Here is a 23,775-nt window from a genome sequence, read left to right as displayed (position 1 = left end):
AGCGCGCGGCGCGCGGCGTGGGCGCGGTCACCGTTCCACCCCGGTCAGGGCGCGGGCCGCCACGATCGCCTTCTGCCAGGTCGGCAGCGACATCCGCGACGACAGCGCGATCGTCGGACGCTCGGAGATCCGCTCCAGCAGCCGCCGGTAGATGCCCGACATCGCGGCGGTGCAGGCCGCGCTGCGCCGGTCCAGCAGGGGCAGCAGGCGCAGCCCGTCCAGGTACCAGGCGTGCGCCCGGTCCACCTCGAACCGGATGAGCGCGTGCAGCTTCTCCGGCGGGTCGGTGAACTGTCCGGACGCGTCCTGGTCGAGCGTGCAGCCGAACCGGTCCAGCGTCTCGGCGGGCAGGTAGATGCGGCCCGCCAGGCGGTCCTCCCGGACGTCGCGCAGGATGTTGGTGAGCTGGAGCGCGACGCCGAGCGCGTCGGCGAGCCGGCCCGCCTCCTCGTGCCGCTCGGTGCCGAACACGCCGAGTGACAGCCGTCCGATCGTGCCCGCGACCTGACGGCAGTAGGCGAGCAGGTCCTCGAACGCCTCGTAGTGGGCGCCGCGCACGTCGCTCTCGCAGCCGTCGATCAGCTCGCCGAACGCGTCCAGCGGGATCGGGTGGCGCATGGACGCGTCGGCCAGCGCCGTCAGCACCGGGTCCGCGCCGAGCGCCCCGATCCCGGCGCGGCCCGCGACGACGTCCTGCAGCGTGTCCAGCCGCCGCCGCGCGTCGGCGAGCATGTCCAGCCGCGCCTCGGCGGGCTCGGGGCCGTCGCCGATGTCGTCGACCCGGCGCGCGAACGCGTAGATCGCGCTCATCGCGCGGCGCTTGGGGGCGGGCATCAGCCGGATGCCGTAGGCGAAGTTGCGCGCCTCCTCCCGCACCACCCGCTCGCAGTGCTGGTAAGCGTCGGCCACCGTCATCTGATCAGCCCCTTCCCAGAGCGGACGCCCAGCCCGCGAGCGTCCGCGCCCGGCCCGGCCGCAGCCGCCGGCCGAGCACGTCGTGCCGGCCCCGGTCGAGCGCGGCCAGCGTCGCCCGGCCGCCCGCGACGTAGCCCGCGACGGCGAGCCGCGCCCACCCCGTCAGGCCCGCCAGCAGCACCGGCGCGGCGCCGTCCAGCAGCTCCCGCGCCCGGGACGCCTGCAGCGCGACGACGCCGCGCAGCCGCGCCGGGGTGTGCGGGAGCGCCAGGTCCTCCTCGGCGCAGCCGAACCGGCGCAGGTCCTCGCCGGGGAGATAGATCCGTCCGCGCGCGTAGTCCTCTCCGACGTCCTGGCAGTGTTCGATCACCTGGAGCGCGGAGCACACGCGGTCGGAGGCGTCCACCAGTTCCGGCGTCGCCCTGCCGAAGACGTGCAGGACGATCCGTCCCACCGGCTCGGCCGACAGCGTGCAGTACTTGAGGAGTTCGTCGAACGTCCCGTAGCGGTCCACGACCTGGTCCTGGCGGTTGGCCTGGACGAGATCGCGGAACGGCTCGGACGGAATTCCACTGGCCTTCACGGTGGGGGCGAGACGCCGGAGCTGCGGCAGGCGCGGCGTGCGCCCGGCGTAGACGGCGTCGAGTTCGTCGTCGACCAGATCGAGGAGGGCGGGCCGGCGCTCGGGGGGCGCCTCGTCGCCGATGTCGTCCACCAGGCGGGCGAAGCCGTAGACCGCGCGCAGGTCGGCGCGGTGCCGTGCGGGCAGCACCCGGGCCGCGACCGGGAAGTTCTCGCGGGAGACGAGCACGTCCAGCGTGCGGTCGTGCTCGTCGAAGCTCCAGCTCGGGGCCGCCACGATGTCCCTTCGTCCGATGATCAGCACTGTTCAGCGTCGCCGAGTCCCGCATGGGAGAAACACCGGCCGAGGTATGCGGCCCTTAAAATGGGATCTTGAAACGGGCGGCGTCCGGCGGCCGTCCGGGAAAGATCACGAACGCCGCGCGGAATGTCCGGGATGTCGGTACGCTCCTGCGCGGTGGGGCCGTAGCGCAGAGGTCGTCGCGCCCAAGCTGCGAGCTGGAGGACGTCGGTTCGAATCCGACCGGCTCCACCACCCGATCGTTCTCGCGAAGGAGCACCGTGGGTTCCGGCTCCCCCGGCGGGCCGCCCTCGGCCGATGACCTCGCCGCGTGCCTGCGCGTCCTGGAGCTGGCGCGCGCCGCCGGACCGGACGACCCGGAGTTCGCGGCCGTCCGGCACGCCGTCGGCGTGACGTACCGCGCGGAGAAGAAGGCGCGCCGGTCGGCGCGGCGCACCGAGCGCCGCGCCCGTGACCTGGACGTCCTCGCCGCCGCCGCGCGGTTCCGCGAGCAGGATCCGGCGCCCGTCCCGGAGATCGCGGCGGAGCCCGTCGGCACGCTCGTCGCCGCCCGCACCTGCTACGTGTGCAAGGAGCCGTACCGGACGGTCGACGCCGACTACCACCAGCTCTGCCCGGACTGCGCCGCCGAGAACCGCGCCCGGCGGCACGCCCGCGCCGACCTGACCGGACGGGTCGCGCTCGTCACCGGCGGCCGGATCAAGATCGGCTTCCAGCTCGCGCTGAAACTGCTGCGCGACGGCGCGGAGGTCCTGGTCACGACGCGGTTCCCGCGCGACGCCGCGCGCCGGTTCGCGGCCGTCCCGGACGCGGCGGACTGGCTGGACCGGCTGCACGTCCGGGGCGTGGACCTGCTCGACCTGCCGTCGGTCGCGGGGCTGCTGGACGCCGTCCACGCGCGGTTCGACCATCTGGACGTCCTCGTCAACAACGCCGCGCAGACCATCCGGCGCCCGGCCGCCTACCACCGCGAGGTCCGCGAGCGCGAGGCGCGGCCGCTGCTGGGGACGGCCGCCGACGTCGACGTCGCCGCGCCCGGCGCGCTGCCCGTCCCGGCCGCCGACGCGTTCTTCCCGGCGGGCCGCACGGACGAGACCGGCCAGCCCCTCGACCTGCGTCCCGTCAACAGCTGGACGCTCCGCCTCCACGAGATCGACCCGGCCGAGTGGATGGAGACCCAGCTCGTCAACGCGTTCGCGCCGTTCCTGCTGACGTCGCGGCTGCGCGGGCTGCTGGCCGCGTCGCCCTTCCCCGACCGGTACGTCGTGCAGGTGTCGGCGATGGAGGGCAGCTTCGCGCGGGGCAACAAGACCGTCCGGCACGCGCACACGAACATGGCCAAGGCGTCGCTGAACATGCTGGTCCGCACGGCCGCCGCCGACTACGCGGCCGACGGGATCCACATGACGAGCGTCGACACCGGCTGGGTGACCGACGAGCGGCCCCATCCGGGGAAGGCCGCGCAGCGGGCGGCGGGGTTCCGGCCGCCGCTGGACGTCGTGGACGGCGCCGCGCGCGTCTACGACCCGATCGTGCGCGGCGTGCGCGGGGAGCGGCTGTCGGGCCTGTTCCTCAAGGACTACCGGCCCGTCGCGTGGTGAGAAGGGGACGAACATGACGCCTGTACGCTGCCCGGCGATCGAGCACCCGGACGTGCCGCCCGCCGATCCGGCCGCGCTCGCGCCGCTGCTGGACCGCCTGGCCTCGGGGGCGCCGGTCGCGGCCGACGAGGCGTTCCCGGTCGGGACGCTGCGCGGCGACGGCCGGCTGGACCTGTGCAAGCAGGGCCTCGGCGCGGCGGGCGCGGCGCGGCTGCTGCCGGTCGCGGCGCGGTCGCCGCACGCCGCGCACCTGCTGCTCGGGACGAACGCGATCGGCGACGCGGGCGCGCTCGCGGTCGGCGCGGCGCTGGCCGGCGGGCACGGGCTGCGGACGCTCTACCTCGGCTGCAACCGGATCGGCCCGGACGGCGCGGCGGCGCTCGCCGACCGGCTCGGCGGGGACGGGACCGTCCGGGCGCTGTGGCTGAAGCGCAACCCGGTCGGGGACGCGGGCGCCCGGTCGCTCGCGGCGATGCTGCGCCGCAACACCGCGCTGCGCACGCTGGACCTGGTCAACACCGGGCTCGGCGTGGACGGCCTGCGGGCGCTGGTGGACGCGCTGACCGTCCGGGACACCCCGCTGGAGCGGCTGTTCCTCGGCGGGAACGGCCTCGCGGCGGACGCCGTCCCGCTGCTGGCGGCGCTCGTCCGGGACGCGGGCGTCCGCGAGCTGTACGTTCCCGCCAACCATCTCGGCGACGCGGGCGCGGCGGCGCTGGCCGGGGCCGTCGCGGCGGACCGTCCGGCGCGGCTCGGGCTCGGCGGCAACGGGATCGGCCCGGCCGGTGCGGTGGCGCTCGCCGGGGCCCTGGACGGGCTGGAGGCGCTGGACCTCGGCCGTCCGGCGTCGGAGCGGGCGCTCGGCGCGCCGCCGAACACGACCGGCGACCCGGGCGCGGCTGCTTTGGCCGAGGCGCTGCCGGGGAGTCCGCTGCGGCGGCTGGAGCTGCGGCACACGGGCGTCACCGGGCGCGGCGCGAAGACCGTCCTGGCCCGGGTGGACGCGACGCGGCTGGAGTACGTCGGGTTCGGGCCGGGCGTGCCGCGCCGGGTGAAGCGGGAGATCGCGACGCGGCTGCGTCCGGCCGGGCGCACCCACGCGGACCTGCGCGCGATCGGGAGCGTCTACCGGTGAACCGGGCGGTGTACGACGTCGCGCCGGTGGAGCTGCGGTCGTGGGAGCGCGTCCGGCGGTACGCGGTGCCGCGCCGGGTCATCGAGCGCGCGACGGAGCGGCGGCTGGCGGGCGACTGGCGGGGCGCGTGCGCGGCGGCCGGCGTCGCCGTGGAGTTCACGCTGGACGGCGTCGCCCGCGAGCACGGCCGCGCGTTCGCCGAGGCTTTGGAGGACGACCTCTCGCATCTGGCGCCGGACCTGCTGCGCTGGCACTTCCCGCGCATCCTGAACGGCCGCAGCACGCTGTCCACGGGCCGGACGGTGCGTCTCACCGCCGGCGCGCCCGTCCTGCGGGTCCTCGGGCCGCGCATCCCGGACGGGCCGCAGACCCTCCGGCTCGTCCTGGAGCCCGCGGACACCGCGCCGCCCGAGGACGGCCTGCGCGAGGACTGGTCGGAGCTGCGGTTCCTCTGGGACGTCCGCCGGGCGGGCGACGCGCTCTCCTTCTACGGCGACGGCACGCGGATGCCGTTCTTCCATCCGGACGGGACGCTCCTGACCCCGGCGGAGCTGCCGTCGTCGGCGCCTCCGCTCGGGGACGCCGTCCGGTTCGCCGAGTGGGCCGCCGCACCGGGCGGGCTTCCCGCCGCCCTGGACGCCGCGGGGATCAAGGCGCGCGAGGTGCCGCTGGATCAGGTCGTCCGGCGGTTCCCGCATGTCCCGCTGCTGGCGGCGGCCATCCGACGGCGGGGCCGCGTGCTGCTGGTGGACGACTGGCGGCCCGTCTTCGCGGAGGCGAGCGGCGACGGGACACCCTTGATCGTCCGGAGTGACGACTACCGCGGCGGCAAGACCCCGCCGCCTTTGCCCGGCCCACTGTGGACGCTCCCGGCCGACCTGGTGCTGCTGCGGGCGGGCCTGCTCACGCCCGACGAACTGCATCCGCTGGTGCGGTCGGCGTACTTCCCCGCGCGCGGCCCGGCGGACGGTCCGGCCGGGCCGCCGGATCCGCCACGTCCGGCTCCCGTGCGGGTGCGGTGCCGGAGCGAATGGCACGAGATGCGCCCGGCGGACGGCGGGTTCGCGATGCCCCACACCGTCGACGAGCAGCGGCGGGAACGGGCGATGCGCGCGTTCGGCGGCGCGGTGACGGGCTGCTTCGAGATCCACGAGCGGTGGCGGACGGGCCGGGGCCGCCTCCCGAAGGGCCTGAAGGCGCAGCGCACCGACCTGTTCCTGCGCGCGCAGCACGGCGACACCGACGGCGTCCTGGACCTGCTCGGCCACGGCGTCGACCCGCACATCCGGGACGCGCGCCGCCGCACCCTGCTGCACCTGCTCCCCTGCCTGGACCACGCGCGCCTGCTCCCCCGGCTGCTCGACGCGGGCGTGGACCTGGAGGCGCCCGACCACGGCGGCAAGACGCCGCTGGCCGTCGCCGTCGCCGAACTCGGCACGACCGACCTGGTCGCGGCGCTGCTGGCGGCGGGCGCCCGCATCGACCCGGTGGACGACGAGGAATGCTCCCTCGCCGACCTCATCGACCGCTGGCGCCGCACCGACCTGCTCGACCTCCGCGCCCGCGTCGCCGCCGAACACCCCGACGCGATCGCCGGTTACTGGAGTGAAGATGGCTGACGCGTTGGATGCTGCGGATGAGTTGAATCGGCGGGTGCGGGCGGCGCGGACGGAGCCGGGGCGGTCCGTGCAGTTGGAGGCGCTGTCGCTGGCGGTGATCGCGAACCTGCCGGTGCTGCTGTGGGGTGAGCCGGGCATCGGGAAGTCGGCGGGGCTGGAGTCGCTGGCCGGGACGTTCGGCGTGCCGCTGGAGACGGTCATCGCGAGCGTGCACGAGCCGTCCGACTTCGCGGGGCTGCCGGTCATCGGCGCGGACCCGGCGGCGGACGGCGTGCCGATGGCGCCGCCGGACTGGGCCGTCCGGGTCGCGGGGGCCGGGCGCGGGCTGGTGTTCTTCGACGAGTTGTCGTCCGCGCCGCCCGCCGTGCAGGCCGCGCTGCTGCGGGTCGTGCTGGAGCGGCGGGTGGGGAGCCTGGCGCTGCCGCCGGCGGTCCGGATCGTCGCCGCCGCGAACCCGCCCGCGAGCGCCGCCGACGGCTGGCATCTGAGCCCGCCGCTCGCCAACCGGTTCGTCCATCTGCGCTGGACGCACGAGCCGCGCACGGTCGCGCGGGGCCTGGCCGGGACGTGGCCCGCGCCGCCCGTCCCGGTGGTGGACCCGGCCGCGATCTCCGGCGCGGTGGCGCGGGCGCGCGGCGTGGTGTCCGGGTTCCTCACGGCTCGTCCGGGTCTGGCGCACCATCTCCCGGCCGACGCCGAGGCGCGCGGCGGGGCGTGGCCGTCGCCGCGGAGCTGGGAGATGGCGCTGCGGCTGCTGGCCGCCGGGTACGCGACGGGCGCGCGGCCCGAGGCGGTGGCGGCGGCGGTGGTCGGCGCGGTCGGCGACGGCGCGGGCCTGGAGATCCTGGCGTATCTGGAGGAACTGGACCTGCCCGATCCGGAACGCGTCCTGGCCCGTCCGGAGGCGTTCGCGCTGCCCGAGCGCGGCGACCGCCAGCTCGCGTTCCTCACCGCCGTCGTCGCGGCCGTGCAGGGCGAGCCGACGCGCGAGCGGTGGGAGGCGGGCTGGGTCGTGCTGGCCAAGGCGGTGGACGCGGGCGTCCCGGATGTCGCGGCGCGCGCGGCGGCCGACCTCGCCGCCCTGCGGGACACGTCCTGGCCCGTGCCGGACGGGATCGACGGGTTCATCGACCTGCTGCAACTGTCCGGCGCGTTCGGTTGATGGACCGGACGAAGCTGCTCGCCGCCCGCTACCGCGCGGCGACCGATCGTCCGTACCTGGCGTCGGCGCTGTACTCGCTGACGATCGTCCCGGCGTCCGACGTCCCGACGATGGGCGTGGACCGGCACTGGCGCTGCTACGTATCGCCCGCGTTCGTTGCCGCGACGCCCGTCCCGGAGCTGGCGGGCGTGTGGATCCACGAGGTCGCGCACCTGCTGCGCGACCACCACGGCCGCGCGGCGCGGCTGCCGGCGTCCGCGCAGGGCGACCCGGCGCGGATCAACCTCGCGCAGGACTGCGAGATCAACGACGACCTGCTCGCCGACGGGCTGGCGCTGCCCGCCGGACGCGTCGTCCCCGGCGACTACGGCCTGCCGCGGGGCCGCCTGTTCGAGGAGTACATCGCGGGCGTACCGCCCCGGCCGCACGCGCACGACTGCGGTTCGGGAGCGCACGGCGTGGCCCGTCCGTGGGAGCGGCCCGGCGCGGGCACGCCGGGCGTCGGCGACGTCGAGGCCGCCGCGCTGCGCCGCGCCGCCGCCGAGGCGATCCGCGCGCACCAGCGGGCGCGCGGGACCGTCCCCGGCGGCTGGAGCCGGTGGGCCGCGACGATCCTGGAACCCGTCGTGGACTGGCGCCGGGTGCTCGCGGGCGCGGTCCGCGAGGCCGTGGCGTGGGCGGCGGGCGCGGTGGACTACACCTACCGCCGCCCGTCGCGGCGGACGGCGGCGCTGCGCGGCGTGGTGCTGCCGAGCCTGCGGCGTCCGCTGCCGCGCGTCGCGATCGTCGTGGACACGTCCGGCTCGATGGGCGAGGACGAGCTGGCCGCCGCGCTCGCCGAGGTCACCGGCGTGCTGCGCGAGGTCGGCGTGCGCGGCAACCGGGTGAGCGTGCTGGCGTGCGACGCCGACGTCCGGGCGGTGTCGCGGGCGACGTCGGCGGCGGACGTGACGCTCGCGGGCGGCGGCGGGACGGACATGCGCGTCGGCGTCGCGGCGGCGCTGGCCGTCCCCGAGAGACCCCAGGTCGTGATCGTCCTGACCGACGGCCTCACCCCCTGGCCCGCCGAACCGCCCGCCGCCCGCCTCATCGCCGCCGTCCTCGGCGACGCCGCCGACCCTCCGGCCTGGATCGAGACCGTCCGCGTCCCGGTTGTCAGACCCGGCGGGTAACGTCCGGAGCATGGCACTCTCAGTGGAGGAACGCGAAGGATTCCTGGCCGAACCGCACGTCGGAGCGCTGTCGGTGGTCGAACGGCCCGACCGGGCGCCGCTGGCCGTCCCGATCTGGTACCAGTACGCGCCGGGCGGCGAACTGTGGGTCCGGACGCCGCCTGGCTCGCGGAAGGCGCGCGCGATCGCGGCGGCGGGCCGGTTCAGCCTGCTCGCGCAGCGGACCGAGCCGACCGTCCGCTATGTGTCGGTCGAGGGGCCCGTCACCGGGACCGCGCCGGACACCCCGGAACGGGCGCTGGAGATGGCGTCCCGGTACCTGCCGCCCGAACAGGCCGCCGCGTTCGTGGAGTACGAGCGGACGCAACTGGACGAGCACGTCGTCATCACGATGCGCCCCGAGCGCTGGCTGTCCGCCGACCTCGGATCCGCCTGACTCCCGTACGCTCGGCGTACGCCGGAGCTGGGAGGTGCGCGTGCGAGCCGATCCGGGGAACGGGTCCCGGGCCGTCCGGATCACGGGATACCGGAGCAAGGCCGTCGGGGCGGCGGTCGCGCTGGTCAACGCCGTCGCCGACGGGACGGACGGCCCGGACGCGCTGCGGGCGCTGCTGCGCGACCACGACTTCTTCTGGCAGGACTTCGACCCCGCCGAAGCCGGGGCGTACCGGGCGTGGGGCCGCACGCTGCGCGCGTTCTTCACCGCCGAAGACCCCGAGGCGGCCGTCGCGCTGCTCAACGAGCTGATGCTCGCCACGCCGATGCACCCGCACCTCGCGGCGCACGGCGGGTTCGGGCTGCACCTGCACTACGCGCCGCCGTCGGCGTCGCTGGCCGAGCGGTTTCGCGCCACCACGCTGATGCAGCTCTCGGAGCTGTTGTGCGAGCACGGGCTGAGCCGCACCGGCGTGTGCGCCGCCGACGGCTGCGACCGCGTCTACGCCGACGCGTCCCGGGCCGGGCGCCGCCGCTTCTGCTCCGAGGCGTGCGCGAACCGCACGAACGTCGCGGCGTTCCGCGCCCGGCGCCGGGGACCTGCGGGCTGACCTGGGTTTTTGTCCGCCGTTTGCCGGACGCCGGACGACTGCGGGGCGGGGGTCGGCGAGAGTGGGGAGACGAACCGTCCGACGACCCGCCGGAGCCGCAGACCCGTGATGTTCTCCTCGCTCCTCGGCCGGCTGCCGGTCCACTTCGGCGGCGAGGCCCGGTTCCTCGCGAGCCGCATCGCCCGGCTCACGCTGACGTCGATGGCGGCGTACGTGATCGCCGACCGGCTCGTCCCGAACCCCGCGCCGCTGCTCGCGCCGCTGACCGCGCTGCTCGTCGTGCAGCACTCGATCTACGAGACGATCAAGTCGAGCATCGGCCGCGTCGCCGCCGTGACGTCCGGGGTGCTGCTCGCCGTGCTGTTCGGGCACACGGTCGGGTTCTCCTGGTGGAGCCTCGGCCTGACGATCTTCGCGGCGCTGCTCATCGGGTTCGCGCTGCGGCTCAGCGACGACCTCCTGGAGGTCCCGATCAGCGCGATGCTGATCTTCGTGCTGGGCGCGTCCAACACGGCCGGGGCGGCCGACCGCATCCTGGAGACGCTGATCGGGGCGGCGACCGGGCTCGCGGCGGCGACGCTCGTCCCGGCGGTGCGGGTCGCGCCCGCGCAGGACGCCCTGGAGAGCCTCGGGACGCGCATGGGCGGCCTCATCGACGACCTCGCCGCGGCCCTGTGGCGCGGCGTGCGGCCCGAGGACGCCCAGCACTGGCGCGCCAAGGCCGAGCGGCTGTTCGACGACATCGCCCACACCGACCACGCGCTGGAGGCCGCCGAGCGGAGCGTCCAGCTCAACCCGCGGGCGCTGCGCGTCGTGGACGCGGGGGCGGCGCTGCGCAACGGCGTCGAGACGCTGGAGCGGTTCGCGGTGTCGCTGCGCGGCCTCGCCCGCGCCGTCACCGACGTCGCCCATCTGGACGAGCGCAACCGCATCCTGGACGAGCCGTCGCTGCGCGAGCCGCTCGCCGAGACGATGGAGGCGATCCGCGAGGCCGTCGTCACCTACGCGCGGCTGGCCCGGTCGGACCTGGAGCGCGACGCGGTGCCGGCCGACATCGAGGAGCAGCTCGCCGAGGCCATCGCGACCGCGCAGGAGCAGCGGGACCTGTTCGTGGACCGGCTGCTCGGCCGGCTGGCCGCCGACCTGCGCTGGCCGCTGTACGGGGAGATCCTCATGCACCTGGACCGGCTGATCGACGACGTCCGGGTCGAGCACCGCGCGGAGGCCCGCGAGATGTGGCGGCGGCGGCAGGGCCCGGCGAAGTACCTGCCCGAGCGTCCGGCGCGGGCGGTGACGCGGGCGGGCGGGATGCTGCGGAAGGCGGGACGCGCGGCGGCCGACTCGGCCGAGCGCAACGCGGCGGCGGCGGACGTCGGCGCGACCCCGAACCGTCCGCGCGAGACGGGCCATTCGCACCATCCGCCGGAGCGGTAGACCGGTCTCTATAGTTGCCGCCATGGCACGACACGGCGAGACTCGGGCGGCCCTCCTGCGCACCGCCGCCGAGCTGTTCCGGCGGCAGGGCTACCACGGCACCGGCGTGAACCAGGTGATCGCGGAGAGCGGTGCACCGAAAGGATCGCTCTACTTCCACTTCCCGGCGGGCAAGGAGCAGTTGGCGGCGGAGGCCGTCGCGCTGTCGGGGACGGAGACGGGCGGCGTGCTCGCCACGACCGTCCGCGCCCCCGACGCCCGCGCCGGGATCACCGCGATCGGCGAGCACTTCGCGACCGAACTGGAGCGCTCGCAGTTCGCCCACGGCTGCCCGGTCGCCACGGTCGCCCTGGAGACGGCCGCCGAGAACGAGACGCTCCGCACAGCGTGCGCGGCGGTCTACGACGGATGGCGCGACGGCCTCGCCGCCGCCCTCGCGGCCTGGGGCGTCCCGGCCCCCCGCACCGTCCCGCTGGCCGACCTGACGCTGTCGGCCGTCCAGGGCGCGCTCGTCCTGGCACGCGTCCGCCGGGACGCCGACGTCATCCGGAACGTCACCGCCCACCTCGCCGACCAGATCACCACCGAGATCCCCTAGCCGGCTCAGGCGGGCAGGTCGAGCGCACCCGACCTGGCACGTTCCAGCAAGGTGCGCCACCCGCGCGCGCCCACCCGCAGCCGGGGGCCGCCCGGGTCGGCCGAGTCGCGCACCACCACGGCGGCTGCCGCCGGGGCCGCCTCCACGCAGTCGCTCTGGCTGCTGTGCGTGCTCTTACGCCAGTTCATCGGTTCTCCTCGGAGGGCGTCGGGTGGTCAGAAACGGGCGGCCAGGTCGAGCAGGAGGTCGCGGCTCTCGTCCTCCGGGAGCGCGAGTTGCCGGAGCCTGTCCCACATCAGCGTGTAGAGGAAGACCTCCTCGTCCTCCTCGATGACGGCTCCCCCCGACAGCGCCTCCAGGTAGACGACGTCCGAGCGCAGCCCCCCGGGGAAGCGCATGAGGCTGAAGGAGAGCGCGCTCAGCGGATAGGGGCCCCGGTCGAACGGAAGGATCCGGACGCTCACGTTGTCCCGCTCCCCCATCTCGGCCATGTAGCGGAACTGCGCCCGCATGACGTCCGGGCCTGCGATGCGCCGGCGGAGGGCGGCCTCCTCCAGCACGGTGTCCAGCCGGAGCGGTTCGGGACCCGTCAGCCGGGCCTGGCGCCGCATCCGCACCTCGACCCGGCGTCCGACGACGCCCGGCGGCAGCGGACGCGGGGCGGTCGCGATGACGGCCCGCGCGTAGTCCTCCGTCTGGAGCAGGCCGTTGAAGGCGCCGCTGGTGAACGCGTCCACCCGCGCGGCGTCGTCCTCCAGGCCGATGTAGGTGGTGAGGCTCTCGGAGATGCTGCCGTCGAACGCCTCCCACCAGCCGCGCTCACGCGCGGTCCGGGCGAGCCGGACGAGCCGTTCCCGCCGGTCCGCGGCGGCGGCGTAGAGGTCGAGGAGCGCGGTCACGTCCTTGATCGTGGCGCGGGTGCGGGCGTTCTCGATGCGGGACAGCTTGGCGGCGGACCAGCCGGTCACCGCGCCGACCTCCTCCATCGTCAGCCGCTTCTCCTCGCGCAGGTAGCGCAGTTCGCGGCCGAGCTGCACCGCGCGGACCGTCGGCGGACGCGCTCCCGTCATGACCCATGTTCCCCTCGTCGTCGAGGCGGCACCTGGCCGGTCGCCGTCCGGCGGTCGGCCAGGTCCTGTTCTGCGATGTTCCCGCTTGCCAGCAAGCAGACGATTAACTTTACATGCAAGCTTGCAAACTAGTCGTCCATCGCTGATCCTCAAAGCGGGGAGCGGGCCGCCAGAGCGAGAGAACGGCGAGAGACCATGACTGACGGGCCACCGCGCATCATCCGGACAGAATCGATCGCGCCATGACGGCCCTCGCCGAGGTGCCGGAACTGGCGTACGGCTTCGTTGTCGGAGTCGACATCGAACGCTTCTCGCTGCTCAACGCCGAAGGCCAGCGGGCCGCGCAGGGCGCGCTCGGCACGGCCCTCGACGAGGCGGCGCGCCGGGCCGGACTGGAACGCGACCGGTGGCACCGGCAGGTCGGCGGCGACGGCGAACTGGCGTTCCCGCCCGGCCGGACCGACGGAGTCCTGCTCGTCGGACGCTATCCGGCGGAGCTGGCGCGTGCGCTCACCCGGGTGAACCGGACGCGCCGGGGCCGTCCGCCGCTCCGGGTGCGGATGGTCGTCCACCACGGCACGCGCGCACCGGGCGCGTTCGGCCCGGTGGGGAGCGCCCCGATCCTCGCGGCCCGGCTGCTGGACTCCGACGCGCTGCGCGCGCGGCTGCGGACCGGACCCGGCGACCTGGCGTTCATGGTGTCCGAGCGCGTGTTCGCCGACGTCGTGCAGACCGGCTTCGGAGGCCTGGACCCGACGGCGTTCGAGCGGGTCGTCGCCGCGACGAAGAGCGGGCCGCTGACGGGATATGTGGCACGGCGCCTTCCCGGCCCGCCGCGGGGCGGCGGGCTCTTCCGGCGGCGGATGCCCCGGGAGTGACGGGCGGGGCGGGCTGTCGGTGGGGCGGTGACCTGCGCTAATGTGACCGTAATCGAACTTCTGTTCGATTACGGTCCGGGGGCGGGAGGTGGCGCCGTGGCGGAGGCGGTTCGGGCGTTCGCGCCGGACGGCGCCGGGCGGGAGGCGGTTCCGGTGCTGTCCGCGCTGCGGCCCGTGGTCCCCGGCGGGGGGCTGCGGCCGGGGTCGGTGGTCGGTGCGGCGGGGGCGCTCGGGGCGGCGCTAGTCGCTGGCGCGTCCCGGCACGGCGGCGCCGACGGCGCGGGCGGCTGGTGCGCGGTCGTCGGAATGCCCGACTTCGGGGTGGCCGCGGCGGCGGGCATGGGGGCCGCGCCGCAGCGGCTGCTCCTCGTGGACGATCCCGGCGACCGCTGGCCCGACGTCGTCGCCGCGCTGGTGGAGGCCGTCGACCTGGTGCTGCTGCGCCCGCCGGAGCGGCCGGGCGCGGCGGCGGTGCGGCGGCTGTCGGCGCTCGCCCGGCGGCACGGCTGCGTGCTGGCGCTGGCGGCGTTCGCGGACGCGTGGCCGGGCGTCCGGCTGCGGTTGCGCGTGGACGAGTCGCGCTGGGAGGGCGTCGGTGCCGGGCACGGCGTGCTGCGCGCCCGCCGCGCCCACGTGTCGGCCGAGGGGCGCGGCGGGGTGTGGCTGTGGCTGCCGGGGCCGTCCGGCGAGGTCGTCCCGGCCGACCGCGGCCGGACGCGCCTGGAGATCGTGGCATGAGCGCACCGGCAGGCATGACCGCACCGGCAGGCATGGCCGGGGGCACGCGCGACGGCGGGTGCGGCGTGACGGCGGCCGGGGGGTGGTCGTGACGGGCGGGCGGGTGCTCGCGGTGTGGTGTCCGGACTGGCCCGCCACGGCGGCCGGGATCGACGCGGCCACGCCGGGTGCGGTGGTCGAAGGGGGGCGGCTCGCGGCTTGTACCGCGGCGGCTCGGGCGGCGGGCGTGCGGCGCGGGCAGCGGGTGCGGGACGCTCAGCGGCGCTGCCCGGATCTCGTCGTGCGGGAGCGGGACACGGGCGTAGAGGGACGGCTGTTCGAGGTCGTGGCCGAGGCCGTCACAGAGCTGGTTCCGAAGGTGGAGGTGGTGCGGCCGGGGCTGTGCGCGGTTCCGGCGCGCGGGCCCGCGCGGTTCTACGGGGGCGAGGAGGCGCTGCGCGTCCATGTGCAGGACGCGGTCGTGGAGGCCGGGTACGACTGCGGCGCCGGGATCGCGGACGGCCTGTTCGCGGCGGAGCTGGCGGCCCGGCGCGGCGGCGGGGTCGTCGTGCCGGCGGGCGGGACGGCGGAGTTCCTCGCGCCGCTTCCGCTGTGGGTGCTGGAACGTCCGGAGCTGGCGGGGCTGCTGGATCGGCTCGGCGTCCGGACGCTCGGGGACTTCGCCGCGCTGCCCGCCGCGAGCGTCGCCGACCGGTTCGGCGCGGACGGCGCGGCGGCGCACCGGCTGGCGCGGGGCGAGGAGCCGCGTCCGCTCGCGCCCGGAGCCGCGGCCGCCGAGCGGACCGTCCGGGCGGCGTTCGATCCGCCCGCCGAGCGCGCCGAGCAGGTGGTGTTCGCCGCGAAGCGGCTGGCGGGCGAGCTGCACGCGGCGCTCGCGGCGGGCGGGACGACCTGTGTGCGGCTCGCCGTGGAGATCGGGTTCGCCGACGGACGGGTGCTGGAGCGGCTGTGGCGGCACGACGGCACGCTGTCGTCGGCGGCGGTGGCCGAGCGCGTCCGCTGGCAGCTCGCGGCGTGGCGGCCGGAGCCGGGGACGGGCGACGCCGTGTGGGGCGGGGTGACCTGGGTGGAGCTGGCGCCCGACCAGCTCGTCCCCGACACCGGACGGCAGCAGGCGCTGTGGGGGCAGAGCGCGGTGTCCGAGCGCGTCGCCCGCGCCGCCGACCGGGTGCAGGCGCTGCTCGGGCACGACGGGATCGTCCGGCCGCTGCTGGTGGCGGGCCGCGACCCGGGCGAGCGGGTCGTGCGGGTGCCGGTCGGCGACCTGCCGCCGGACGGGCGTCCGGACGGTCCGTGGCCGGGCGCCGTCCCGGGTCCCGCGCCCGCCGCCGTCCCGCCCGAGCCGCTGCCCGCCGAGGTGACGGACGCGGCGGGGGCGCGGGTGACGGTGTCGGCGCGGTGCGCGGTGTCCGCCCCGCCCGCGCGGATCGCGGTGGGCGGCGGCGCGGCCGAGGAGGTCGCGGCGTGGACGGGTCCGTGGCCGGTCGCCGAGCGCTGGTGGGATCCGGCGCACGCCCGCCGCCGCGCCCGCTTCCAGATCGTGACGGCGAAGGGCCGCGCGTACCTGGCGGCGGTCGAGGGCGGACGGTGGCGGATCGAAGCCGTCTACGACTGAGGCCGGCGCAGGCAGACCAGGGCGGCGAGCAGCGCGACGGCCGTCATGAGCGTCCAGGCGTACCGGAACCCGGCGAGGCCCGGCGCGGCGCCGAGCACGGCGGTCAGGACGGCGATGCCGAGCGCCGAGCTGATCTGCCGCGCCATCATCAGGACGGCCGACCCGAGCGACAGCCGGTCGGCGGGCAGCGTCGCGGCCGAACCGAACAGCGGGGGCTGGAGCAGGGCCGTGCTGGCGCCCGCGAGGACGGCGCCGGGAACGAACACCGTCAGATAGTGCGGGTGCGGACCGGCCGCGAGCGCCCACCAGCCGGATCCGGCGGCGAGCGCGAGCCCGCCGAGGACGGCCGACGCCCGCGCGCCGACGCGTCCGACGATCCGGCCCGACAGCGGCGACAGCAGCAGGCAGGCGACCGGGATGGGCGCGATGCCGAGCGCGGCCCGCACGACCGGGTAGTGCCACGTCCCGGTGAGGTGCAGGGTGGCCGACAGCAGCAGCGCAGCGAACACCAGGTAGTAGAGGAACACGCCGGAGACGGACACGGCGAACGTCCGGTGCCGGAACAGGTCGAACCCGATGACCGGGTTCGGGTGGCGGCGCATGTGGGCCGCGCCCGCCGCGCCGAGCAGGACGGCCCCGGCGGCGCACGCGACGACGGCCGGCGAGGTGTAGCCCAGCTCGGGTCCCTCGACGAACACGGCCGTCAGCGCGGCGGTCGCGCCGAGGACGAGCGCCGCGCCGAGCGGGTCGAGCCGCTGCCGGGCGCGGCGCGGGGCGGCGGGCAGCAGCCGCCGGCCGGCGAGGATCGCCCCGGCGGTGACGGGCAGGTTGATGAGGAAGATCCAGCGCCAGCCCGCCGCGAGCAGCAGCCCGCCGACGACGGGGCCGCAGCCCGCGCCGAACGCGGCGACGGCCGTCCAGATCCCCATGACGGTCGGGTGCTCGCGGGCCGGGAAGGCGGGCAGCGCGAGCCCGAGCGACGTCGGGACGAGCACCGCGCCCGCCGCCGCCTGCAGCACGCGCGCCGCGATGAGCACGCCGAGCGTGGGCGCGGCGGCGCAGGCGGCCGACGCGAGCCCGAACAGCGCCATCCCGAGCAGGAACGCGGCGCGGCGGCTGGTGTCGTCGGCGATCCGCCCGGCCGGGACGAGCAGCGCGGCGAGCACGATCGTGTAGGCGTTCAGCACCCAGGAGACGTCGGCGAGCGAGGCGTGCCCGAACGCGTCGCGCAGCGCGGGGAACGCGGCGCTGACCGCGAACAGGTCGAGGATCGCGAGGAACTGCGCCGTCGAGGCGACGGCGAGGATGCGCCAGCGGCGAGGGTCGGTGCGGGCGGGCGCCCGGATCTCGGCGTTCGTCGTCATGATCGCCAGTCTCGGGCGCCGCCGGACGCCGCACGAGTGGCACGATTGCCGCAGTCCGCTAGATTTCTGCCATGCGTTCGATCGCCGTCCTGATCCTGGCGAGCGCCCCGGTCTTCGAGGTCGCGATCCCCTGCCAGGTGTTCGGCACGCCGCCGCCCGGCCACGAGGACCCCTGGTACGAGCTGCTGCTGTGCGCGGACGGCGGGCCGGGGACGGTGCCGCTGCGCGGGTCGTCCGGGCACGCGGACCTGCCCGGCCTGTTCCACATGGCGGCCTCGCACGGGCTGGACGCGCTGGAGACGGCAGGCACGGTGATCGTCCCGGCGTGCTCGGACGTCCGCGCCGACCCGGCGCCCGCCGCCGTCGCCGCCGTCCGCGCCGCCCACGCGCGCGGCGCCCGGATCGTGTCGCTGTGCTCGGGCGCGTTCCTGCTGGCCGCCGCCGGGCTGCTGGACGGCCGCCGCTCGGCCGCGCACTGGCGGCACGCCCCGATCCTCGCCGCGCGGTACCCGGCGGTGGACGTGGACCCGGCCGTCCTCTACATCGACCACGGCGACGTCGTCACCGGCGCGGGCAACACGGCGGGCATCGACCTGTGCCTGCACCTGATCCGCCAGGACCTCGGGACGGAGACCGCCAACGCCGTCGCGCGGCACCTGGTCGTCCCGCCGCACCGCGCCGGCGGCCAGGCCCAGTACGTGGAGTCGCCGCTGCCCGCGACCGGGCGCGACGACGGCCTCGGCCCGCTGCTGCAGTGGGCGGTGGAACGGCTGGACGAGCCGCTGACCATCGCCGACCTCGCCGCCCGCGCGGGCCTCGCCGGGCGCACGCTGATCCGCCGCTTCCACGCCGAGACGGGCACGACGCCGCTGCGCTGGCTGCTCGCGCAGCGGCTGATCCGCGCGCGGGAGCTGCTGGAGCGCACCGACCTCCCGGTGGACCAGGTCGCCGGACGCTGCGGGCTCGGCTCCGCCGCCAATCTGCGGGCGCACTTCGCCCGTGAACTCGGCGTCCCGCCGAGCGAGTACCGCCGAAACCATCGCCCCGCAGTACCCTGACCACGCGGAACGCCGGTCGAGGGGAGTGGGCATGGGGTGGTTCAACCCGTCCGTCCCCTGGAGCGAGCTGGAACGGCGGCTGCGGTGGGGCGCGGACCCGCCCGTCCGCGACGAGCCGCCGCCGCCCGAACCGCCGCTCCCCCGCCCGCCCGCCGGCGCGGTGCCGTGGGCGGAGCTGCACTGCCACTCCTCGTTCAGCTTCCTGGACGGCGCCAGCGACCCCGCCGCGCTCGTCGCCGAGGCGGTGCGGCTCGGCGTCGAGGCGATGGCGATCACCGACCACGACGGGATGTACGGGGCCGTCCGGTTCGCCGAGGCCGCGCGCGGGACGCCGCTGCGCACGCTGTTCGGCGCGGAGCTGACGCTCGGCGCCCCCGGCCCGCGCACCGGGGCGCCCGATCCGGACGGACGGCACCTGCTCGTCCTCGCCCGCGGCCCGGCCGGCTACCGGCGGCTGTGCGCGGCGATCACGAAGGCGCAGCTCGCGGGCGGGGAGAAGGGCCGTCCGGTCTACGACCTCGACGCGCTCGCCGACGCGCACGACGGGCACTGGGCGGTGCTGACCGGCTGCCGCAAGGGGCCCGTCCCGGCGGCGCTGGCGTCCGGCGGCGCGGCCCGCGAGCTGGACGCGATGATCGAGCGCTTCGGCCGCGACAACGTGTTCGCCGAGCTGACCGACCTCGGGCTTCCCGGCGACGACCCGCGCAACGACGCCCTGTTCGCGCTGGCGGGACGGGCGGGGATCGGCGTCGTCGCGTCCAACAACGTCCACTTCGCGGCGCCCGGCCCGGACGCGCGGCTCGCCGAGACCCTGGCCGCCGTCCGCGCCCGCCGCGCGCTGGACGACATGGTCGGCTGGCTGCCCGCCAGCGGCACCGCGCACGTGCGGAGCGGCGCGGAGATGGCGGCGCGGCTGGCGCGGTTCCCCGGCGTGCGGGAGCGGACGGTCGACCTCGCGCGGTCCTGCGCGTTCGACTTCAAGGTGGTCGCGCCGCACCTGCCGGACTGGCCCGTCCCGGACGGGCACACCGAGGCGTCCTGGCTGCGGCACCTGGTCGCCGAGGGCGCGCGGCGGCGCTACGGCCCGCCCGGGGAAGAGCGCGTCCCCGGCGCGCACGCGCAGATCGCCCGGGAACTCGACGTCATCGAGCATCTCGGCTTCCCCGGCTACTTCCTGATCGTCCACGACATCGTCCGGTTCTGCGAGGACAACGAGATCCTGTGCCAGGGGCGCGGGTCGGCGGCGAACTCGGCCGTCTGCTACGCGCTCGGCATCACCGGTGTGGACGCCGTCTACCACGGGCTGCTGTTCGAGCGGTTCCTGTCGCCCGGCCGCGACGGGCCGCCCGACATCGACCTGGACATCGAGCACCGCCGCCGCGAGAAGGTCATCCAGTACGTCTACGACAAGTACGGCCGCGAGTGCACCGCGCAGGTCGCGAACGTCATCAGCTACCGGCCGAAGATGGCGGTGCGGGACGCGGCGCGCGTCCTCGGCCACTCCCCCGGCCAGCAGGACGCCTGGTCGCGCGGCATCGACTCGCGCGACCCGTCCGGCGCGCACTCCGACGTGCCCGCGAACGTCCTCGGCCTCGCCCGGCGGATGCTGCGGCTGCCCCGCCACCTCGGCATCCACTCCGGCGGGATGGTCATCGCCGACCGTCCGGTCGGCGAGGTGTGCCCGATCGAGTGGGCGCGGATGGAGGGCCGCAGCGTCCTGCAGTGGGACAAGGACGACTGCGCCGCCGCCGGTCTCGTCAAGTTCGACCTGCTCGGCCTCGGGATGCTCGCCGCGCTGCACGACGCGTTCGACCTCGTCGCGGCGCACCACGGCGTCCGGCTCGACCTGCAGAACGTCCCGCCCGACGACCCGCGCGTGTACGAGATGCTCGCCGACGCCGACACGATCGGGGTGTTCCAGGTCGAGTCGCGGGCGCAGATGGCGACGCTGCCCCGGCTGCGGCCCCGCGAGTTCTACGACCTGGTGGTGCAGGTGTCGCTGATCCGTCCTGGACCGATCCAAGGCGGGTCCGTCCACCCCTACCTGCGGCGGCGCAAGGGCCTTGAGCCGCCGACGTGCCCGCATCCGCTGATGAAGCGCGCCCTGTCGCGGACGCTCGGCGTGCCGCTGTTCCAGGAGCAGATGATGGAACTGGCCATCGACTGCGCCGGGTTCACCCCCGCCGAGTCCGACGAGCTGCGGCAGGCGATGGGCGCCAAACGCGCGCCCGAGCGCGTCGAGCGGATGCGCGCCCGGCTGCTGGCGGGCATGGCCGAGCGCGGGATCCCGGCGGACGTCGCCGAGGACGTCTACCAGAAGATCCTCGGCTTCACCGGTTACGGCTTCCCCGAGTCGCACGCGCAGAGCTTCGCCCATCTCGTCTACGCCAGCGCCTACGTCAAGCGGCACTACCCGGCGGCGTTCACGGCCGCGCTGGTGCGCAACCAGCCGATGGGCTTCTACAGCCCGCAGACGCTGCTCGGCGACGCGCGGCGGCACGGCATCGAGGTCCGGGGCGTGGACGTCAACGCCAGCGCCGCCCACCCGACGCTGGAGGAGCCCGTCCCGCCCCGGACGCGCCACCCGCACGGGCCCGACGAGCCGCAGCCCGCGATCCGCGCCGGGCTGCGCGGCGTCCGGGGCGTCGGCGACGACCTGGCCGAGGCGATCGCGGCGGGCCGTCCGTACGCGGGCATGGAGGACCTGGCGCGCCGCGTCCCGATGTCCGCCGCCGCGCTGGAGGCGCTGGCGACGGCCGGGGCGTTCGGCTGCTTCGGGCTGGACCGGCGCGCGGCGCTGTGGGCGGCGGGCGCGCTCGCCGGGACGCGCCCGGACCGCATCGACGGCGTCACGCCCGGCGCGGACGCCCCGCCGCTGCCCGCGCTGACGCCCGTCGAGGAGACGCTGGCCGACCTGTGGGCGACGGGCGTGTCCGCGACGCACCCCGTCGCGCACGTCCGGGACGCGCTGGACGACCTCGGCGCGCTGTCCGTCGGCGCCCTCGCGGGCGTCCCCGGGGAGCGGAACGTGCTGGTCGGCGGCCTGGTCACGCACCGGCAGCGGCCCCCGACGGCGGGCGGCGTCGTGTTCCTCAACCTGGAGGACGAGACCGGGCTCGTCAACGTCGTGTGCCCGCCGCCGGTGTTCGAGCGGTTCCGCGCGCTCGCCGTCGACTCCCAGGCGCTGCTGGTCAGCGGACGGCTGGAACGCGTCGACGGCGCCACCAATCTCGTCGCGCACCGGCTGCGGCGGCTGCCGGTGCCGGGCCGGAACAGGTCGCGCGACTTCCAGTGAGCGAGATGCGCCGGACCCGTCCTGACCGGCAGACTTGGACCTTCCTGTACAGATGCCCCTGACCGGGCGGAAGGTGGTGCGATGGACGGCTCGCAGGAGTGGCCCGCCGGTCCCCCGGCGGCGGACCCCGAGCGGGTCGGGCCGTTCGTCGTCGAGGCGCGTCTCGGCGAAGGCGGGATGGGCGCGGTCTACCTCGGCCGCGCCGCCGACGGAACGCAGGTCGCGGTGAAGGTCGTCCGGCCCGACCTGGCCGGGCACCCGGCGTTCCGCGCCCGCTTCCACGAGGAGGCCCGCAACGCGCTGCGCGTCGCGTCGTTCTGCACCGCCCGCGTCCTGGACCACGGCGAGGACGGCGGACGCGCCTACCTCGCGACCGAGTTCATCGAGGGGCCGTCGCTCCAGCAGCAGCTCGACGCGTCCGGGCCGCTCACCGGCGGGACGCTGCACGGCGTCGCGGTCGGGGTCGCGACGGCGCTGGTCGCGATCCACTCGGTCGGGCTCGTCCACCGCGACCTGAAGCCCGGGAACGTGCTGCTGTCGCGGTCGGGGCCGCGCGTCATCGACTTCGGGATCGCGCGGGCGCTGGACGAGGCCGCCGCCCTCACCCGCACCGGCCAGCTCATCGGGACGCCCGGCTTCCTCGCCCCCGAGCAGGTCTCCGGCGGCGACATCACCCCGGCCACCGACGTGTTCGCCTGGGGCTGCCTGGTGGCGTCGGCGGCGAACGGCCGCAACCCGTTCGGGACGGGACCGGTCCACGTCATGGCCGCGCGGGCGCTGCACGCCGAACCGGACCTCGGCGCGCTGACCGAACCGCTCGCGGCGCTCGTCCGCGCCGCGCTCGACAAGGACCCGGCACGCCGTCCGTCGGCCCGCGATCTGCTGCTCAGCCTGGTCGGCGCGGACGCCGGCCCGCCCACGTCCCCGGCGGCCACGGTCGTCGCCACCGACCCCGGCCACCCCGCCGCCCAGCGCACCCGCCTCGCGGACTCCCCCGGCACGCCGCCGCACCCGCTGACCGAGCCCCCGCGCCCCGCCGGGAACCCCGCACCGGGCGAACCCGCGTACGGAACCCCGCAACCGCACCGCGAGGCCGCGCGCCCGCAGGACGACCGCGCCCGCGCGCCGGGCGAATCCACGCGGCCCTACGGCGACCCGGCGCGCTCAGGAGGCGGGATCCCGCAGCCGTGGACCGAACCCGCGACCGAACCCGCGCAGCAGAACGTCCCCCCGGGCGGACCGGCGCCGGGACGGCGGCGGCGGTCGCGGGCGCTGCTCGCGGCCGGGGCCGCGGTGACGGCCGCGGCCGTCACCGCCGGGGTGCTCTATCTGGTGTGGCCGGACCCGGGGCGCAAGGGGTCCGGCGGGGCGGCGGACGGGTTCCCGCGCGACGCGATGCTCGTGCGCATCGACACCGAACGCGGCTGGCCCACGGCCTGCTTCGGCGACATCGGCCGCTACACGCCCGGCGCGGCGGCGCCCGTCCCGCTCGTCACCGGCCCGTCCTGCGACATCCTGCCGCAGTGGTCGCCGGACCGGCGGCGCTTCGCGTTCACCCGCTCGACGGACACCGGCGCGGGCGTCTACGTCGGGAACGCCGACGGGACCGGCGTCCGCTGGCTCGCCTCGGACCTGTCGGGACGCAGCCGGGTCGCGTGGTCCCCGGACGGCACCCGCCTCGCCTACCCGGTGATCGTCGACCGCGTCCGGCAGTTCACGGTGCGTCCCGTGGACGGCGGCGGCGCGGCCACCACGATCACCACCGACCCCGCCGACAAGGACGACCCGATGTGGTCGCGCGCCGGCCTCGTGTTCTGGAGCAAGCGCGACGGCACCGCGCAGATCTACACGCTCGACCCCGACCGTCCCGCGCAGCAGTGGAAGCGGCTCACCAGCGGCGACGTCCCGGCGGGCGACCCGGCGTGGTCGCCGGACGGGCGCCGCATCGCCTACACGCGCGGCAAGAATCCCGGCGAGATCTGGGTGATGAACGCCGACGGGACGGGCGGGCACCGGGTGACGACGGGGACGGAGAACGAGTCCGACCCGTCCTGGTCCCCCGACGGCCGGTGGCTCGCCTACGTCCGGGGGCCGTTCACCGACCCGGTCGTCCGCGCGATCCGCGCGGACGGCACGGGCGACCGCGTCCTCACCCCGACGGGAGCGCTGATCGCGCACCCGAACTGGTGAGC

20 protein-coding genes and 1 tRNA gene are annotated in these 23,775 nt (G+C 76.4%); 16 read left to right on the top strand and 5 right to left on the bottom strand.

Annotation, left to right across the window (positions count from 1 at the left end):
- Window positions 1–27: 27 nt before the first annotated feature.
- The gene (hpnD, locus tag BTM25_RS23125) at window positions 28–915 is read right to left on the bottom strand and encodes a presqualene diphosphate synthase HpnD (RefSeq protein ID WP_103565084.1); all 888 of its coding nucleotides are present in this window, start codon (window positions 913–915) and stop codon (window positions 28–30) included.
- A gap of 4 nt (window positions 916–919) precedes the next feature.
- On the bottom strand, window positions 920–1,774 hold the full coding sequence (hpnC, locus tag BTM25_RS23120) for a squalene synthase HpnC (RefSeq protein ID WP_103565319.1): 855 nt from the start codon (window positions 1,772–1,774) through the stop codon (window positions 920–922).
- Between the two features lie 182 nt (window positions 1,775–1,956).
- On the opposite strand from hpnC, the gene BTM25_RS23115 reads away from it, so the two are divergent.
- The 10 genes from BTM25_RS23115 (at window position 1,957) to BTM25_RS23070 (ending at window position 11,565) form a co-directional block, all read left to right on the top strand.
- Window positions 1,957–2,032: transfer RNA gene (locus BTM25_RS23115), tRNA-Arg, on the top strand.
- 26 nt (window positions 2,033–2,058) lie between these two features.
- Window positions 2,059–3,399 carry an SDR family NAD(P)-dependent oxidoreductase gene (locus tag BTM25_RS23110; RefSeq protein ID WP_205648229.1) on the top strand — a complete coding sequence of 447 codons (1,341 nt, stop codon included), beginning with the start codon at window positions 2,059–2,061 and terminating at the stop codon, window positions 3,397–3,399.
- A 13-nt stretch (window positions 3,400–3,412) separates the two neighbouring features.
- On the top strand, window positions 3,413–4,534 hold the full coding sequence (locus BTM25_RS23105) for a leucine-rich repeat domain-containing protein (RefSeq protein WP_103565083.1): 1,122 nt from the start codon (window positions 3,413–3,415) through the stop codon (window positions 4,532–4,534).
- Entirely contained in the window at window positions 4,531–6,153 is a 1,623-nt protein-coding gene (locus BTM25_RS23100; RefSeq protein WP_103565082.1) for an ankyrin repeat domain-containing protein, read from the top strand. The genes BTM25_RS23105 and BTM25_RS23100 overlap by 4 nt, the downstream gene beginning before the upstream one ends.
- A gap of 67 nt (window positions 6,154–6,220) precedes the next feature.
- Window positions 6,221–7,315 (top strand): AAA family ATPase, encoded by a 1,095-nt coding sequence (locus tag BTM25_RS23095; protein WP_235828584.1) that lies wholly within the window; start codon window positions 6,221–6,223, stop codon window positions 7,313–7,315.
- The gene (locus BTM25_RS23090) at window positions 7,315–8,487 is read left to right on the top strand and encodes a vWA domain-containing protein (protein WP_103565080.1); all 1,173 of its coding nucleotides are present in this window, start codon (window positions 7,315–7,317) and stop codon (window positions 8,485–8,487) included. Before BTM25_RS23095 ends, BTM25_RS23090 begins: the two co-directional genes overlap by 1 nt.
- A 10-nt stretch (window positions 8,488–8,497) precedes the next feature.
- Entirely contained in the window at window positions 8,498–8,923 is a 426-nt protein-coding gene (locus BTM25_RS23085) for a pyridoxamine 5'-phosphate oxidase family protein (RefSeq protein WP_103565079.1), read from the top strand.
- Between the two features lie 40 nt (window positions 8,924–8,963).
- Window positions 8,964–9,533, top strand: a complete 570-nt coding sequence (locus BTM25_RS23080) for a CGNR zinc finger domain-containing protein (protein ID WP_146059118.1) — start codon at window positions 8,964–8,966, stop codon at window positions 9,531–9,533.
- A 108-nt stretch (window positions 9,534–9,641) separates the two neighbouring features.
- Window positions 9,642–10,967: an aromatic acid exporter family protein gene (locus BTM25_RS23075; protein WP_103565317.1), complete on the top strand. Its 1,326-nt coding sequence runs from the start codon at window positions 9,642–9,644 to the stop codon at window positions 10,965–10,967.
- 22 nt (window positions 10,968–10,989) lie between these two features.
- Window positions 10,990–11,565: a TetR/AcrR family transcriptional regulator gene (locus tag BTM25_RS23070; RefSeq protein ID WP_103565077.1), complete on the top strand. Its 576-nt coding sequence runs from the start codon at window positions 10,990–10,992 to the stop codon at window positions 11,563–11,565.
- 5 nt (window positions 11,566–11,570) lie between these two features.
- Here BTM25_RS23070 and BTM25_RS23065 read toward each other — a convergent pair whose 3' ends face one another.
- Window positions 11,571–11,753 (bottom strand): DUF397 domain-containing protein, encoded by a 183-nt coding sequence (locus BTM25_RS23065; protein ID WP_103565076.1) that lies wholly within the window; start codon window positions 11,751–11,753, stop codon window positions 11,571–11,573.
- A gap of 27 nt (window positions 11,754–11,780) precedes the next feature.
- Window positions 11,781–12,635, bottom strand: coding sequence for a helix-turn-helix domain-containing protein (locus BTM25_RS23060; RefSeq protein WP_103565075.1), 855 nt, complete (start codon window positions 12,633–12,635; stop codon window positions 11,781–11,783).
- A 242-nt stretch (window positions 12,636–12,877) separates the two neighbouring features.
- Between BTM25_RS23060 and BTM25_RS23055 the strand changes: the two genes are divergently transcribed.
- From BTM25_RS23055 to BTM25_RS23045, 3 genes are all read left to right on the top strand, one after another.
- Entirely contained in the window at window positions 12,878–13,513 is a 636-nt protein-coding gene (locus tag BTM25_RS23055; protein WP_103565074.1) for a hypothetical protein, read from the top strand.
- Window positions 13,514–13,609: 96 nt separating this feature from the next.
- The gene (locus BTM25_RS23050) at window positions 13,610–14,251 is read left to right on the top strand and encodes a hypothetical protein (RefSeq protein ID WP_103565073.1); all 642 of its coding nucleotides are present in this window, start codon (window positions 13,610–13,612) and stop codon (window positions 14,249–14,251) included.
- 88 nt (window positions 14,252–14,339) lie between these two features.
- Entirely contained in the window at window positions 14,340–15,866 is a 1,527-nt protein-coding gene (locus BTM25_RS23045) for a Y-family DNA polymerase (protein ID WP_103565316.1), read from the top strand.
- Here the strand turns inward: BTM25_RS23045 and BTM25_RS23040 are convergent.
- The gene (locus tag BTM25_RS23040; protein ID WP_103565072.1) at window positions 15,857–17,230 is read right to left on the bottom strand and encodes an MFS transporter; all 1,374 of its coding nucleotides are present in this window, start codon (window positions 17,228–17,230) and stop codon (window positions 15,857–15,859) included. The genes BTM25_RS23045 and BTM25_RS23040 overlap by 10 nt on opposite strands.
- Before the next feature lie 71 nt (window positions 17,231–17,301).
- Between BTM25_RS23040 and BTM25_RS23035 the strand changes: the two genes are divergently transcribed.
- The 3 genes from BTM25_RS23035 (at window position 17,302) to BTM25_RS23025 (ending at window position 23,773) form a co-directional block, all read left to right on the top strand.
- Entirely contained in the window at window positions 17,302–18,288 is a 987-nt protein-coding gene (locus tag BTM25_RS23035; protein ID WP_103565071.1) for a GlxA family transcriptional regulator, read from the top strand.
- Window positions 18,289–18,319: 31 nt separating this feature from the next.
- Window positions 18,320–21,583 carry an error-prone DNA polymerase gene (locus tag BTM25_RS23030; protein ID WP_103565070.1) on the top strand — a complete coding sequence of 1,088 codons (3,264 nt, stop codon included), beginning with the start codon at window positions 18,320–18,322 and terminating at the stop codon, window positions 21,581–21,583.
- A gap of 81 nt (window positions 21,584–21,664) precedes the next feature.
- Window positions 21,665–23,773, top strand: coding sequence for a protein kinase domain-containing protein (locus tag BTM25_RS23025; RefSeq protein ID WP_103565069.1), 2,109 nt, complete (start codon window positions 21,665–21,667; stop codon window positions 23,771–23,773).
- Window positions 23,774–23,775: the final 2 nt, after the last annotated feature.

It is taken from the genome of Actinomadura rubteroloni, from assembly GCF_002911665.1.
Taxonomy (GTDB): domain Bacteria; phylum Actinomycetota; class Actinomycetes; order Streptosporangiales; family Streptosporangiaceae; genus Spirillospora; species Spirillospora rubteroloni.
The sequence above is the reverse complement of the archived record's forward strand: the minus strand, read 5'-3'. Positions and strand labels throughout refer to the sequence as shown.

Coding starts and splice junctions, on each gene's coding strand:
- BTM25_RS23060 (WP_103565075.1), bottom strand. CDS start 12,635: ATGACGGGAGCGCGTCCGCCGACGGTCCGCGCGGTGCAGCTCGGCCGC.
- BTM25_RS23090 (WP_103565080.1), top strand. CDS start 7,315: ATGGACCGGACGAAGCTGCTCGCCGCCCGCTACCGCGCGGCGACCGAT.
- BTM25_RS23040 (WP_103565072.1), bottom strand. CDS start 17,230: ATGACGACGAACGCCGAGATCCGGGCGCCCGCCCGCACCGACCCTCGC.
- hpnD (WP_103565084.1), bottom strand. CDS start 915: ATGACGGTGGCCGACGCTTACCAGCACTGCGAGCGGGTGGTGCGGGAG.
- BTM25_RS23035 (WP_103565071.1), top strand. CDS start 17,302: ATGCGTTCGATCGCCGTCCTGATCCTGGCGAGCGCCCCGGTCTTCGAG.
- BTM25_RS23065 (WP_103565076.1), bottom strand. CDS start 11,753: ATGAACTGGCGTAAGAGCACGCACAGCAGCCAGAGCGACTGCGTGGAG.
- BTM25_RS23075 (WP_103565317.1), top strand. CDS start 9,642: ATGTTCTCCTCGCTCCTCGGCCGGCTGCCGGTCCACTTCGGCGGCGAG.
- BTM25_RS23085 (WP_103565079.1), top strand. CDS start 8,498: ATGGCACTCTCAGTGGAGGAACGCGAAGGATTCCTGGCCGAACCGCAC.
- BTM25_RS23030 (WP_103565070.1), top strand. CDS start 18,320: ATGGGGTGGTTCAACCCGTCCGTCCCCTGGAGCGAGCTGGAACGGCGG.
- BTM25_RS23025 (WP_103565069.1), top strand. CDS start 21,665: ATGGACGGCTCGCAGGAGTGGCCCGCCGGTCCCCCGGCGGCGGACCCC.
- BTM25_RS23055 (WP_103565074.1), top strand. CDS start 12,878: ATGACGGCCCTCGCCGAGGTGCCGGAACTGGCGTACGGCTTCGTTGTC.
- BTM25_RS23105 (WP_103565083.1), top strand. CDS start 3,413: ATGACGCCTGTACGCTGCCCGGCGATCGAGCACCCGGACGTGCCGCCC.
- BTM25_RS23070 (WP_103565077.1), top strand. CDS start 10,990: ATGGCACGACACGGCGAGACTCGGGCGGCCCTCCTGCGCACCGCCGCC.